This is a genomic window from Nocardiopsis alba (assembly GCF_000710955.1).
Lineage (GTDB): Bacteria > Actinomycetota > Actinomycetes > Streptosporangiales > Streptosporangiaceae > Nocardiopsis > Nocardiopsis alba.
In genome coordinates this window covers 1-14,674 of the sequence record NZ_BAZE01000012.1, presented here as the reverse complement: position 1 = coordinate 14,674, position 14,674 = coordinate 1, and the positions used below count along the sequence as shown (strand labels likewise).

Below are 14,674 nucleotides of genomic sequence, written 5' to 3'. Positions count from 1 at the left end.
ACCAGCTAAATATCCAAGGCCGGGAGGGATGTCGGTGCCCTTGGGCAGGTACTCTCGGATCAGCCAATTCGTGTTCTCGTTTGTGGAATGCTGTCAGGGGCTATGCGAATCAGCGAAGAACACCGGCAGATCGGTGGCCACCGTCAATGCCGCGTGACGGCCCATCTCCGTTCCCAGATCCCAGGTCAGCGACTTACGCACCAACTCCGGTAGCCCCGATACGTGGTCGATGAGCACATCGGCCACATGATCGGCCGTCCATCCCTGGGGCAGAGCCAGGATCACCGTGAACCGGCTTTGGCGGTCCACCAGAGTGATCACCGCGCTCTCACCTTCCTTGCCCACCACCAGGTCCCCTTCCCAGTGTCCGGGGACCCGGCGCCCTGATTCCTCAGCGGGGCGCTCACGGATGGAGCGCATCCCACAATCCGGGCACCGGACAGGCCGTTCTTACGGTGAGGGCGGCGGGCCCCGCGTTTGGAGGGCAGCATCACCCCGAGCCGGGCCAGCTCGCCCTTGGGCAGGGCGTAGATCCAGCAATAGAGCGCTTCGTGACTGATGCGGGCACCGCCGGCGGGGATCGAGCTTTCCATGGCCTCCACACTCGTGCCGGTGGCCTTCAGCTTCAACCAGCCCGCGATCTGGCTGGGTGTGCAACCCCGTCCCAGATCGGCCAACACTCGTTGGCGGATAAGCGGGTCGGCCTCCATCAAGCGCTGTTGCGGGCGGATCCGACGGGCCTTGGCGCGTTGGTGGCCCGGTAGCCGCGTTTGGAGGTGTTACCAGCCAGTCCACGACTGATGACGGAGGGGTCCCGGCCGATCAAGCGAACGATGGCACGCACACCTTCCCCTCGGGCTTGAGCCAGGGCGATCTCCTCGCGTTCAGCGAGGGCGAGCATCCGTCATATTCCCATGAGAAACCCCTATGACCTGTGATGTTGCTGCTACGGTATGACACCACCCCCTCCTACTGAGCCGTGCAGGGTCGGGTAGCCGGAGGGTGAAACTCCCTCCGGCTACCCGACCCTGGGTGCTGGCCGGTGAGACCAGGGGCTTGATCAAGGCCTACTAGCCATGGGTTAGGGCAAAGGGGTGGGTGGGTCGTCGCTACATGTTGGCCATGCTTGCGGCCTGACGGCAGCGGCTTGGTCAAAGTGCCCGGACCGTAACCCCTTCTCAAACACGCTCTCACTTGCGATAGGGGCGAGTGGCCGTGTGAAGGTTCCAGAGGATCCCTTTCTCGCCCTGGATCATCTTATTGCAGGAGTCATACTTTTCCTGAGTGAGAAGTTCAGTATGCGCGGCCGGGTTTCGGTATTCTCGGGCCAACCGCTTCACTGATTTTATGAAACCATCTTCATTTTTTTCAAATAGCCATTCGGAGTTAGGCCAATCACGACTAAGATCACGCAGCGCCACGGAGAGAACGCTCTCTTTTTCTCGCCTTCGTTGCTTTCCGACCGCGGCTAAGAAATACCCCAGAGCTCCGAGCCCCGGAGGGTTCCCAGATCCGCTGCAGAAATGGGCCATACGTTTCGTATCCCTGTTATGGAGGTCACGGGAGAGGTCGAGCCCTTCAACTGATCTTCGGAGGGGTTCGGCGACAAGACGAGCAGCCTCGATCTCAACAGCTTTACACAGACCGATGATCGCCGCCGACCAGTCCAGTTCGGTGGCTTTAAGAGCAAGACCGCTGGCGACCGCTTCGGATGTCGCGAGCATCGTCAGCGCCGACTGAGATAGAAGCCCGGCTTGACCGTGCCGTTCCAGCAAGGCCTTTCTGGAACGTTCTACTTGGTCACCGGTCGACAACCCTCGGAGGAGACTCAAAATCTCCTCATGCCTCTCTTCATCTGTGGATTCACCCGACTTGACCTCCCAGAGAGAGAGCAGCCTGCCGTAGCACGCGTTGCAGAGCAGCCGACCCCAGTCATCAAGTATAACCGATACCAGCTTCGCCTTCTTGCTCTTGGCGCATCTGCTGCACTCGAATCCCGTCGCCGCAGACAGGCGATACTGACGAAGCGGACCGCGCTGAGGATAATTCTTAATTACATCGAAGCGAAACGGAACCTGAACTCGAGAATCAGACACAGTTCATTCATTTCGATAGGAATTGAATTCGGATACGGCTTCCGAAAAATTCGACCACAATATTCTACAGCACATGGACTTGATCCAGGAAGTCATTTCACCTCAGTTTTTGGCCATCGGACCTTTGATCCGATGGCCCACAGGCCCCGGGCGCGAGGAAACCCCAGGCCAGGACGGGTGAACCCGTATCCTCACCTGGGGCCGGTAGCCCTTGTGGGGCTCCTGGTGTGCTCCCCTGAACCGGCTACCGCACCGGGGCCAAGTTGCTCACCTTGGCCGGGGTCCCGCGCAGCAAAGCGGCGGTCGCCTCAGCCGCTGCTTTGGCCACCTCGGGAAACACCGTCTGATAGGTGTCCTGCGTGAAATGGGCGGTGGAGTGACCCAGCTCGGCCGAGACCACCTTCACGTCCGTTCCCGCGGCCAGGGCCATCGAGGCGGCCCCGTGGCGGAGCCCGTGCAACGTGATCGGCGGGAGCCCAGCCGCCCGTGCGATGCGGGCGAACCAGTCACTCACGTGCGAGGGGTGCCAACCCGTGCCGTTTTGGCGGGTGAACACCAACCCCGAATCCGCCCACTCGGCCCCGGCTTGGAGGCGGGTCTGGTTCTGAAACTTCTTCCAGCCCCGCAACACCTTGATGGTGTCGGCGTCCAGGGTGATGGTGCGCTGTCCCGCCTCACTCTTCGGGGTCGAGGTGAAAGTGGTCCAGGACAACTGCACCACCTGGGTACGGATATCGGCCTCAGCATCGGTGAGCCGGGTGTTGGCCCAGGGCAGGCCCACCGCTTCGCCTCGGCGCAATCCTTTGACGGCGATCAAGTGGAACAGCGGGTGCAACCACACGTACTTCCTCGCATGGGTCAGGAAGGTGCGGGTCTGCTCGGGTGTCCACACCATCACCTCCCCCGGCACGGTGCCGTCCTTCTCCCAGCGCTCCACCCGTCCCGGGGTCCATACCAACGGCTTCTTCCTCGGACACGACGGCAACCTCGCGTGGGAGGCGGCGTTGATGTTCACCACTTCCTCGGGGTTGCGCACCGCCTCCGACAGCGCGCTGCGCAAGGTGGCGCGGATCCGGTGCTTGGTCGACAGCGAGATCACCCGTTGGTTACGGACCGAGGCCCGCACCTGGGGGTCGGCGGAGTCCCGGCATTCCAGGATGTGGACGTTGTCGGCCTCGATGGAGTCGAACATCGCCTCGACCTGGGTGGACTTGAGCCGGTCCAACCGCACCTTGCCCAGGTGCGGGATCAGGTATTTACGAATGTGGCCCTGGTAGGAGGCTCGGGTGCCCTCGGCCAGATCCGGCTTGGCCTGAATCCACCCCGTGAGATACGCACCTACCGTGGGGGCTTGTTTGCGCACATCCGCTCCCGTTCCTAGACGCTTGCGCACCTCCTCGACCGAAGGAAACCGGGTGCGGGCCTTAAGGGCGTTCTGGATCAGGTCCCCGATCTGCACCTCCACCTCCCCTTCCCCTTCGGCCAACTCCAGTAGAGCCTTGAGGTGATCGAGTACTTCCCATGCCTGTTCCTGGCTGTCCAGCCCCGTGCGGCGGGCCTGACGACGCTTTCCCCCACTGGTGCGGGGTAGTTCGAGTTGGTAGCCCCAGTCGCCGTGGCGGGGGTTGAACGCCCCGCCCTGACGGCGCAGCTTCGGACACCGCACCCCCAACGCACGCCCGGAGTTCTCGTCCCGACATCCGCAGCGTTTGAACACTCGTCCCTGGTGAGAAGCCATCTACGACTCCCCCTCCTTGTCATGGTCACCGCGCGCACCACACCGTGCACACCCACCCAAGGTGGAAGGCACTTCCAGGCCGAGGTGGGCCAAGACCCCCGCGGTGGGGATCTTCCAGGACCGGCCGGTCCGGTGGACCGGCACCGGGAAGGCCCCCTGGCGCAGGAGCCGGTAGGTGGTGGTGCGGCCCAGCCCGAGCATCCGCCCGGCCGTGACCGGGTCCAACACCACCGGCAGTTGTCCGATCTCGCCCATCCGGACCGAAGCATCCGGCCTCACCTGGACCACCTCCCCACCACCTCTGATCTGCACGGATATAGTGCGCGGCCCCGCACGGTGCGGGGCACCACGCATCCACGCTCGACCTCGCCGAGAAGTGCAAGCGGATTCACCAACAACCCCACCGGATTTTTCCTCCACCCCGAACCGCCACCCGCTACGGGTGGTTTGTCGTTTTCGCTGATCAGGGCCGCCACAGCGCCCAAGTGGGGCCCGTACCCCGGGCCCGGCCTGGGTTGCGGGGACTGGGGGCTGGGGGCGGTGTGGGGGCGCTGGTGGCCCCACACCGCCCTACCCCGCTGTCACACCAACCGCCGTGTCCGGCCCGTTCCCCGCCCGGGGCCGGCCGATCAGTCTTGGCGGGCGTGTCCGGTGGAGGTCAACCAGGACCGGTACCGGGCCCGCACCGCCTTAGGGATGGCCACCACCCGGTAGCGGCCCGCACCGCCGGTGTGTTCGACCAGGTAGTGGTCGCCCTCCCAGGCCGGGATCCGCCCCAAATACGCTCCGGCCTCGACCACCTCGGCCAGGGCCGCCTGGTCGCTTTCGGTACGTGGGAAGTAGGTCACGTCCACACCGGTGTGCGGGCTGATCGGCAACTGCGGGTGCTCTTCCAAAAACGTGGCCAGGGCCCGCATGTCAGCGATGATGCGCCCGCGCAGCTCGGGGCCGGCGGCGTCGGTGAAGAACTCCCGCTCGGGCAGGAACGGGCCCGGCACAGTGCGGCTACGAGGTTTCTCGGGTCCGGTGTTGCTCATGCCGCTGTCCTCTCTTCCCAGGTGTGCTGCTCGGGGTCGGGGTTGGTGAAGACCAGGACGTCCTCGTGCTGGATCACGTGCACCGGCCAGTCCGCCTTGCGTAGCCGGCGGGTCTCGATGAGTTGGAAGAACGAGGTGCGTGAGACCACCTGTTCGTCGCGCACCGCGCACAACAGGGCCGCGCACCGATCCACCTGCACCAGCCCGGCCCGTCGTCCGGCTTCGGCGACCTGCCCGGGGAAGTCGATGAGCTCCCCGGTTTTGCGGTAGGGGCGGGTGGTCACCACCACCATCCCGCCCGGGGCGAGCAGTATCCGGCAGGCGACCATGATGCGGGTGAACGAATCCGCCAACTTCTCCGGGCGCTGGTAGGCGAGGTTGGCCGCTCGCCGATCGCGGTCTCGGGAGTAGCGGTGGGCGTACTTCTCCACCGCCTTCGCACCGTCGCGGCGGGAACGGACCTGGCCGTGGGTCATCGACCCGTACGGGGGTGAGGTCACCACCAACCGCACCCGGCCGGCCAACGAGGTGGCCGCCAGCTCGGTGGCGACCTGGGCCCCTTCCCCCGTGTGCACCCGTCCTTCACCACGTGCGCCCTGGACGGTGGCGGTTTCCAGGTTCAGTCGGGCGATGGAGGCCCACTTGGGCTCCAACTCGATCCCCACCGCATGGCGGTCGAGGTGGGTGGCTTCGACCAGGCTGGTACCGATCCCGCACATCGGATCCAGCACCACCTCCCCCGGCCGGGTGTAGGTGGTGATGGCATGGCGGGCGATCTCGGGCAGCATTTTGGCCGGGTGTTCCACCGACAACCGCGAGTACCGCTCCCCACGCTGACGCTGGGCCTGTTGTTGACCGGTGAACCACACCGACCACCCCGCACCCTCGGCCAGATGAGCTCCAGGTGAGTGCCCGTGTTCGTGGTCGTGACCCCACACCTCAGGAAGGGTCGTCTCCTCGGCACGGCCGAGGTGGGTGTTGTCGTGGTCCTGGCTCACACGCCCACCTGCCCACCGGTCACCGCGGTGGCCAATCGGCCCTTCTTGCGGAACACGCTGACGTTCAGATGGGCAGGCGAGGTGATGGTGGCCGCCGCCTCGGAAACCGAGGTCGGCAAACCCACCTCGCTCTCCTCTCCCCCGACCTCGGTGTCCTTCTCGGGACCGAACCCACCCTGTTCCCGTACCGAGATCGTGGCGCCCAGCCCTGCTTCGCAGATCGGCACCGTCAACGCGATCACGTGCTGGATGTAAACCAGGCCCGCGCAGGTGGCGGCCCGCACCACCCCCGGTGCCGGATCCGGTCACCGATCAGGTCATGGCCGTGCTGCGCCGTCGGCTGCGCACCGCTCAAGGACGCAGCGGCAAGCCCTCGGCCGGGATCATCGACTCCCAGAGCGTCAAGGGCGCCGACACCGTCGGCCAGGGGACCAGGGGCTATGACACGGGCAAGAAGGTCAACGGCCGCAAGAGGTTCATCGTCACCGACACCCTGGGGTTGTTGCTGGTGGTGTGCGTGATGGCCGCATCCGTCCAGAACCAGGACGGAGCCAGGAGCACCTAGTTGAGCCTGTACCTGTGCACTCCGGTGCGGTCCGTGTTCGCTGACGCGGGGTTCGCTGGAAAGCTGGTGGCCTGGGCCGAGAGGGTCGTGGCCACAACGGTGCACATCGTGCGCAAGGCTCCCGGCCAGGTGGGATTCGCGGTGATCCCACGGCGGTGGGTGGTGGAGCGCTCGTTGGCGTGGCTGACCGCCCACCGGCGTCTGGCACGGGACTACGAGCGCGACCCGGCGGTGTCCGAGGCGATGGTGCGCTGGGCCACGATCGGCCAGATGGCCCACCGTCTCGCACGAGGACGAGATGCCGTCCGCCAGCGTGCTTGGACAAGCGAAGACCTCATTTCCTGACCCTTCTCAAACACGCTCGGAGGGTGTAAGGGCGATAATGGGGTTGGCTTGAGACCGAACACGGAAAACAGCACAGCATCTTGCTGACCGTGGCGCCCCGGAGGTATGACCAGTATGAAGAGCCACCTGCGCAAGCGACTATACGAGGCGACACGTTGCCATCCAAGCGCCTCTGAGAACCTCACTGCTGGGAACAGGTCCACCGCTGCCTCACTCTGTGCGTGAGCTCATCGATCCACCGAGTAAGGGAAACCCTTAGTGCCCAACATCTTCGACAACCTCACCAAAGCCACCCGCCTCGGGCCCGCGCTGCGGGATTCTCTGGGTGATTTCGACACCATGGATGTAGCCACCGGGTACATCGACCTGCGCGGCTGGTCGAGCATGTCCGACATCCTCGACACCAAGCCCACCTCCGGCACAGGAAATCGCCCGACTGCGCGGGTCCTGGTCGGCATGGTCGCTCCCTCGGACGCCGAACAGCTGCTGAACACACTGCAGGACGACGTCCAACCTCCCGAGTACGGCGCGGACATCCACGATCGGGAACAGGCCATAGCCCGCCGTGACCAACTCGTCGCTCATCTGCGCAACCAGCTCATGCGCGGGCTGGCCACCACGCAGGGACAGAAGACCCTGCAGAGGCTGAAGCGGCAGCTCAGCGACGGTGTCGTGGCCATGAAGGTGTTCACCGAGACTCCCCTGCATGGCAAGACCTACATCTTTCACGCCCCTGGTAAGAAGCACGCCTCCCGCTGGGCCTACGTGGGGTCCTCCAACCTCACCGGCGCGGGGTTGCACAGCAACCTCGAGCTCAACATCGATGTCCAGGACTCCGACGCCACTGCCAAGCTGGCCACCTGGTTCGAGGATCGGTGGAACGACAAGTTCTCCCTGGAGATCACTGCCGACATCATCGACCTGATCGCCAACTCGTGGGCCGACGAGGACCAACCCACCCCGTTCGAGATCTACCTCAAGGTCTGCCACTCTCTGTCCCAAGATGCCCGTGACGGCCTGGGTTACGTCCTGCCCCGGTCGATGAGCGATCTGCTGCTGGACTACCAGGAGAGTGCGGTGCGGACCCTGTCACGGCGCATCGTGCGGCGCGGCGGCACCATGCTCGGCGACGTCGTCGGTCTGGGCAAGACCCTCACCGCCGTGGCCACCGCCCTGATGCTGCAGGCCGCCGAGGATTACTCCACCCTCGTGTTGTGTCCGAAGAACCTGCAGGCCATGTGGGAGAAGCACATCGAGGAGTACGACATCAACGGCCGGGTCGTGCCCTACTCCATGGCCGATAAGGTCCTGCCCGAGCTCAAACGGTTCAACCTGGTCATCTGCGATGAGTCGCACAACCTGCGCAACAACTCCACCGTCGCCTACGACGCGATCCACCAGTACATCCGCGAGAACAACTCGAAGGTCCTGCTGCTGACCGCGACCCCGTACAACCTCACGTTCACCGACGTCGCCAACCAGATCGGGCTCTACATCGACAAGGACGACGACCTGGGCATCGTCCCGGCCGAGGCGCTACGCAAGGATCCCACTCTGGCAAACAAGGTCGACGGGAAAATCAACACCTTGACCGCGTTCTGTCTCTCCGAGGAACCCGAGGACTGGAAACGGCTCATGAGCGACCACCTCGTGCGCCGCACCCGCTCCTTCATCAAGCGCACCGCCAAAACCGAACTCGTCCCCGGCCCAGACGGCACCCCGGTGGAACGGGAGTACCTGCAGTTCGCCAACGGGCAGAAGTTCCATTTCCCCACCCGGGTCTCCACACCAATCAGCCACACCTTCGCCAAGGACGACCCGGCCGCGCTGATGGAGGACGAGACCACTCTGGACGCCGTCCGCGACCTGATCCTGCCCAGGTACCGGCTTGCGGACTACGAGGACCCCAAGGCCGCACGCAGCCAGACCGACACCAAGAACTTGAACGACATCCGCTCCGGCCGCGGCAACGTCAGCGGCTTCGTACGCACCGGCCTGTTCAAGCGCCTGTCCTCCTCCGGGTACGCGTTCATCCTGTCACTGCAGCGACAGCGGGCCCGCAACGAGCTGTTCGTCTACGCCATCGACCAACGGCTGCCCATCCCGCTCGGCACCTTCACCGACAAGCAGATCAACGTAACCGACGAAGACATCGAAACCGACGGGAGCCTGCACGGCAGCGCCGAAACCCGCTACAAGCACCTGGTCGACTCACTGCCGGCCAAGACCAAATGGGTGAACACGACCGTCTTCAAACCCGACCTGCGCAAGGACCTGGTCACAGACAACGACACCATCACTGAGCTGCTGGAGCGATTCGGTGACTGGGACCCCACCAGGGACTCCAAGATCAACGCCCTGGTCGACCTGCTCACCAACGACCACCCCGGTGAAAAGGTCCTGGTTTTCACCGAGTACAGCGACACCGCACAGTACATCGCAACCGCCCTCACAGAGGCGGGGATCCCCAACGTGGGACTGGCCACCGGCGCCACCGACGACCCCGCCGACCTCGCCCGCCGCTTCTCCCCGCAATCCAACCGGTTGCCGTCCGAACCCGACGACACACCGGTCACGGTCGACAATCCGATCGACGTGCTCGTGGCCACCGATGTGCTGTCAGAGGGCCAGAACCTGCAGGACAGCCACATCATCGTCAACTACGACCTGCCCTGGGCGATCATCCGGATCATTCAGCGTGCCGGCCGTGTCGACCGCATCGGCCAGCAATCCGACACCGTCAACCTGTACCTAATCACCCACGAAAAGATCGAGGAACAGATCCGCCTGCGACAACGCATCAAGGAACGGCTCGGCGCCGCGGCCGAGGCGTTCGGCTCCGACGAGAAGTTCTTCGGCGGAGACCGGGAGATCAGGATCCTCGACGACCTCTACAAAGGCAAGGTCACCGAGGACGACAGCGACGACGAGGCCGAGGTGGACTCGGTCAGCGAAGCCTGGCTCGTGTGGTCCAACGCCCAGGAGAAACACCCCGAGGTCACCGACAAAGTACTGCGGATGCAGGACATGGTCCATTCCACCCGCGAGCGGTACATGAACGAGGACCGTGGTGGCGTGACCTGCTACATCTCCACCAGCTCCGGCATCGATGCCTTCGCCACCGCCACGATCACCGAGCACGGCATTCAGGAACGCATCCTCACACCCTTGGAGGCTCTGCGGATCTTCCGGGCCGAACCGACGACGCCGACCGCACCGCAGCGCCCCGACCACTTCGAGAGGGAGACCGCCCTGGTCCAGGGTCCGCTGAAGACCGAGACCGTGGCAGCCGGCAACCTCAAAGGTGTCCGCAAGTGGGCCTGGCAACGACTCGGCGGCACCGTCTTCGGGACAAAGGCCCCAGCGGCCCTGGATGCCCTCCACGCCCGGCCGTTGACCGAATACGCCACCACGCGGTTGACCCTCGCCCGCCGGAACAGGTACAACCTCGACGACCTGGCCGACCTGATCAACCAGCTCCACGACGAGGACCGGCTCGTCATCGGAACTGCCGACACCGACACCCTCAAGATCGTCTGCTCGCTAGGAGTGCTCGACTCATGACCAGTTCACTGATCACCCGCGTAGAGCAGCACGACTACCAGAAGCTGTTCATCCAGGACTTGAACTGGTCCCGGCGGGATCACCCTCCCGTCACGATCGACTACGAGGGGCGCCAGGTCACCGCCACCAACGTCTCCTCCTACAAGGGCCTGCGCGTCTGGGTCGTCAATGAAAAACCCGACTCCAAACTTGAGGCGGCCCTTGACCGGTATCTGGCCCAGACCAGCACCGACCGGATCCTCATCGTCCACAACGACACCGAGCAGGTCTGGCGCTGGCCTGTCCGCCGAGCCGTCGGTAACACCACGACCACCCGCCTGAGTCGGCACCGGCACCGTACCGGCGACCCCGATCCTCGGTTCGCTGAAAAGCTCGAGGCCATCCGCCTGCCGTTCGATGTCATCCTCGACAGCAACGCCGTCTTGGCCAAGGTCCGCCAGGCCTTCGACGTCGAGGCGCACAACGAGACCAAGCACGCCTCCAAACTCATGGCCCGCCTCTACACGGCCATGGAGAAGGCCTACCCCACATCTACCCCCCGGGCCGTGAAGGATCACGAAATCTCCGTCACCCTCGCCCGCATCCTCTTTCTCATGTTCGGCGACGACACCGACATGTGGCCCTCCAACCTGTTCCGCGACTTCATCCGCGACCACACCAACCCTGACGGCTCCGACATCGGCGTCCAGCTCACCGTTCTGTTCGACTACCTCGACACCCCCGATAAGCAGCGCGGCACCCCCGAACCCGGACTCGAGGGCTTCCGGTACGTCAACGGACGGATCTTCACCGAGCGTCTTGCTCTGCCCGCCCTCAACGCCGAGTTCCGCACCGTGGTGCTCGAGGCATGTGACCGCGACTGGGCCAACATCAGCCCGGCCATCTTCGGGTCCATGTTCCAGTCCGTCCGCGACGCCAAGACCCGACGCCAACTCGGCGAGCACTACACCTCCGAGGAGAACATCCTCAAGACCCTCAACCCCCTCTTCCTGGACGAGCTCCGCGCAGAGTTCGAACACATCAAGACCTTGGGCAAGTACGAGGCTGACCGGCTCCGCAAACTCCGAGACAAGCTCGGTCGCATCCGTTACATGGACCCCGCCTGCGGGTGCGGCAACTTCATCATCGTCGCCTACCGCGAGCTGCGAGACCTCGAGCTGGCGATCATGGAACGCCTCCAGGAGATCACCGGAGACAACCCCATGCTCCTGGCCAATGTCGGACTCAAGGTCACCCTCGACCATTTCTACGGCATCGAGATCGACGAATGGCCCGCCCGCATCGCCGAGACCGCCATGTTCCTCGTCGACCGCCAATGTGACCTCAAACTCACCGCCTCACTCGGTCATGCTCCCGACAGGCTCCCTATTCAGGATCAAGCCACCATCGTCGTCCAGAATGCCCTGACAATCGACTGGGCAGAGGTCATGCCCATTACAGAAAACACGACAAGAATTGTGGCGGGCAACCCTCCCTTTTTGGGAATTTCATTGCGCTCCCAGGAGCAAACCGATGAACTAAAGCATGTATGGGGGGATCGCTATCACGGGACGCTCGACTATGTGACAGGCTGGCATGCCAAGGCGCTCGAATATTTTCGCAAACATGATGGCCTATGGGCATTCGTTTCAACAAACTCCATTACGCAAGGAGAGGCCACAGCCCCACTTTTTGACGCCCTGTTCAATGAGGGGTGGAAGATCCGTTTCGCCCACAGAACCTTCCGCTGGACGTCAGAAGCCGCTGGCAGTGCTGTCGTGCACTGCGTCATCATCGGCTTCTCCAAGAACGTTCATAAACCACAGCTTTTCGACTACGCCGAACCTGATGCTCCAGCAGCAGAGAAAATCGAAACCCGGAACATTACGCCTTATCTCACAGATGGCCCTACTGTCATCGTCCGACCGAGTACCAAACCCATCAACCTTCAACTCGGCGAGGTAGCCTACGGGAATAAGCCGACAGACGACGGCAACTTGGTTGTCGAACCAGCGGACTACGAGCGCGCCATGGCAGACCCCATAGCCGCGAAATATATCCGCAAGTACGTGGGCGCCCGTGAACTTCTTCATAATGGAGAGCGCTACTGCCTCTGGCTTGTCGACGCCACAGCAAGCGACCTTGAAAACAGCCCCTTTTTGCGAGAGCGAGTTGAAGGCGTACGCGCCTTCCGAGCAAAAAGCCGTGCGGCATCGACACGAAAGTCCGCAACAACAGCACACCTCTTCCGCCAGATTGCTCAACCGAACACGTCCTACCTCTGCATCCCGCAGCATGTTAGCGAGAGTCGACCTTACTTCCTCAGCCATCGATTCCCGGCCGACGTCATTTGCAGTAATGCCAACTTCATCTCCCCCGATCCTGATGGTTTTGTGTTCTCCATAGTCTCTTCAACAATGTTCATCGTCTGGCAAAAGACCGTCGGGGGGAGAATTAAATCAGACCTCCGCTTCAACAAATTGTTGACATGGAACACTTTCCCACTGCCGCCAACCGGCGAGGACGTGAGGGGTCGCATTGTTGAGTCAGGGAAAAGTATTATCGCTGCACGGCAGGAACAGAAGGGGAAAAGCCTGGCCAGTATGTACTCTTTCGAGAGTATGACGAGCAGTCTTCGGGAAGCGCATGGAAAACTTGACCAGGAAATAGATAAGCTGTTTTCCTTGAAATCCTCGGCACCAACAGAGTTGGAACGCCAGGATGCCTTGTTCGCCCACTACGAAGAACTCACAGCCCCCCTGCTGGCAGCGGCACACACGAAACCGCGTAGACGCCCCTTCTAATCCGACGGTCGCAGGTTCGAATCCTGCCGGGTGCGCCACAAAACCCCAGTTCAGAAGGGGTTCAGCGACCTCTCCCGCGTCTTGTTCTCCTACTGATGGGGCCAGGGTGGGACCGAGGTGGGACCAGACTTTCCTCTAACGCCTTCTCCAGACCTGTACCGACAGGCTCTGTCGGCACCCGCGGTGTCAGCCACGAACGCCAAGCCAGTCGTCTCCTGTGCGGTCAGCAACGAGGCACCACGCGACTGGACGCGATGGGGCTCGCTGTCCATACAGAAGGTCACCGAGGACTACGCTACCCGCCTACTCAGTTGATCTCATTCGATGGAGAAATGTCCCCTCATCGCCTTCCTGAATTCATCCTGCTGATAGTTAAATTCATTCTGCACTGCAACTGCATCTTCTGAATCCACTCTTGCGACATAGTCAACAATCGCATTGTGAAAGGCCCTGGATGTCCTGTGGCTCGCATTGTCGAGATAGAGCGAGAGTTCTCCAAACTTTTGAGAAACAACCTTAACTAGAGTCCGAAATTCTGACTCCAGCTCCGAGTTGATCGCCAGCATCCTACTGATGCTCTCTTTAATTTTCTCCACGTAGGGATCTGAGTCCTCATCCTTGGTTTGCATTATTCCACCCCGGTCTAGGGTCTTGATCAGCATGTCCCTGGCGGACCTTGATCTGCATAGAGAGTCGATTTGGGAAGTTGTGGAGGCGATGCTTTCTGCTATGGCGAATGCCTTTTCTTCCCATCTCTGGCGCTGTGACATCGCATATTTATCTCGCTCTATTTTTCGGCTCGTCAAATTTTGCAACTGGGATATCAATGCACCCAAAATCGTCCCCAGCAACATCATGACAGACGTGAGAAGTGTGACTGTAGTCGGCTCCATTTTCGCTTAGAGCTCATCTCAAAAGTCCTCGCTGTGCTTGGCCAGATGCTTGTAGCAGATGAGGATGCAGGCGATGCCGAGCATGGCCAGGAAGTTGGAGGCCTTGCGTTCCCAGCGCACGTTCAGTCTGCGGTAAGAGCCCAGCCAGGCGATGGAGCGCTCGACCTTGTACCGGTGCCTGCCCAGTCGCTGGGACGACTCGACGCCGGGGCGGGCGATGCGCACGCCGATCTGGCGTTCGCGCAGCCAGCGGCGCCGGTCGCGGGAGTGGTAGGCCTTGTCGCCGTGCAGCTTGGCGGGGCGTCGCCTGCGGGGTCCTCGGCGTGAGCGCACCGCGGGGATGCCTCGCACCAGGGGTTTGAGCGCTTCGCCGTCGTTGACGTTGGCCGCGGAGATCGCGCAGGTCAGCGGCAGCCCTTGGTTGTCGCACAGCAGATGGAGCTTGGAACCGGGTTTACCCCGGTCGGTGGGGTTTGGCCCTGTCTTCTCCCCCTCTCTTGGCGCGGATCGACTGGGAGTCGACGGTGGCGCGGGACCAGTCCAGCAGGGCCCTTCTGCCCAGCTCGTCCAGAACCGCGCGGTGGATCGTGGGCCACAGGCCTGTCGCGGTCCAGGTCTGGAACCAGCGGTGGGCGGTGGCGCGGGTGATGCCGAA

Annotated in this window: 9 protein-coding genes and 3 pseudogenes; 3 read left to right on the top strand and 9 right to left on the bottom strand. The window is 62.8% G+C overall.

The window, feature by feature from the left end; genetic code table 11:
- Positions 1-6 precede the first annotated feature (6 nt).
- The 7 genes and pseudogenes from TR33_RS27575 to TR33_RS26165 form a co-directional block, all read right to left on the bottom strand.
- Positions 7-901, bottom strand: a pseudogene (locus TR33_RS27575) (IS30 family transposase); the annotation flags it as partial.
- A 289-nt stretch (positions 902-1,190) separates the two neighbouring features.
- Positions 1,191-2,096: a hypothetical protein gene (locus TR33_RS26725; protein ID WP_159068810.1), complete on the bottom strand. Its 906-nt coding sequence runs from the start codon at positions 2,094-2,096 to the stop codon at positions 1,191-1,193.
- A gap of 244 nt (positions 2,097-2,340) precedes the next feature.
- Entirely contained in the window at positions 2,341-3,834 is a 1,494-nt protein-coding gene (locus TR33_RS20140; protein WP_042284774.1) for a tyrosine-type recombinase/integrase, read from the bottom strand.
- Entirely contained in the window at positions 3,835-4,113 is a 279-nt protein-coding gene (locus tag TR33_RS20135; RefSeq protein WP_234305905.1) for a helix-turn-helix transcriptional regulator, read from the bottom strand.
- A 350-nt stretch (positions 4,114-4,463) separates the two neighbouring features.
- Positions 4,464-4,871, bottom strand: a complete 408-nt coding sequence (locus TR33_RS20130) for a hypothetical protein (RefSeq protein WP_042284769.1) — start codon at positions 4,869-4,871, stop codon at positions 4,464-4,466.
- Positions 4,868-5,869: a TRM11 family SAM-dependent methyltransferase gene (locus TR33_RS20125; protein WP_234305904.1), complete on the bottom strand. Its 1,002-nt coding sequence runs from the start codon at positions 5,867-5,869 to the stop codon at positions 4,868-4,870. Before TR33_RS20125 ends, TR33_RS20130 begins: the two co-directional genes overlap by 4 nt.
- On the bottom strand, positions 5,866-6,156 hold the full coding sequence (locus TR33_RS26165) for a hypothetical protein (RefSeq protein ID WP_199806164.1): 291 nt from the start codon (positions 6,154-6,156) through the stop codon (positions 5,866-5,868). The genes TR33_RS20125 and TR33_RS26165 overlap by 4 nt, the downstream gene beginning before the upstream one ends.
- A 32-nt stretch (positions 6,157-6,188) precedes the next feature.
- Here TR33_RS26165 and TR33_RS27300 point away from each other — a divergent pair.
- From TR33_RS27300 to TR33_RS20105, 3 genes and pseudogenes are all read left to right on the top strand, one after another.
- Positions 6,189-6,779 (top strand): annotated as a pseudogene (locus tag TR33_RS27300) (transposase).
- 339 nt (positions 6,780-7,118) lie between these two features.
- Positions 7,119-10,343, top strand: coding sequence for a helicase-related protein (locus TR33_RS20110; protein WP_234305903.1), 3,225 nt, complete (start codon positions 7,119-7,121; stop codon positions 10,341-10,343).
- Complete coding sequence (locus TR33_RS20105) at positions 10,340-13,126, top strand: class I SAM-dependent DNA methyltransferase (protein WP_042284763.1); 2,787 nt, start codon at positions 10,340-10,342, stop codon at positions 13,124-13,126. Before TR33_RS20110 ends, TR33_RS20105 begins: the two co-directional genes overlap by 4 nt.
- Positions 13,127-13,443: 317 nt before the next feature.
- Here TR33_RS20105 and TR33_RS26720 read toward each other — a convergent pair whose 3' ends face one another.
- Both TR33_RS26720 and TR33_RS26715 read right to left on the bottom strand, forming a co-directional pair.
- On the bottom strand, positions 13,444-13,896 hold the full coding sequence (locus tag TR33_RS26720) for a hypothetical protein (protein WP_159068809.1): 453 nt from the start codon (positions 13,894-13,896) through the stop codon (positions 13,444-13,446).
- A gap of 141 nt (positions 13,897-14,037) precedes the next feature.
- Positions 14,038-14,674 (bottom strand): annotated as a pseudogene (locus TR33_RS26715) (IS5 family transposase); the annotation flags it as partial.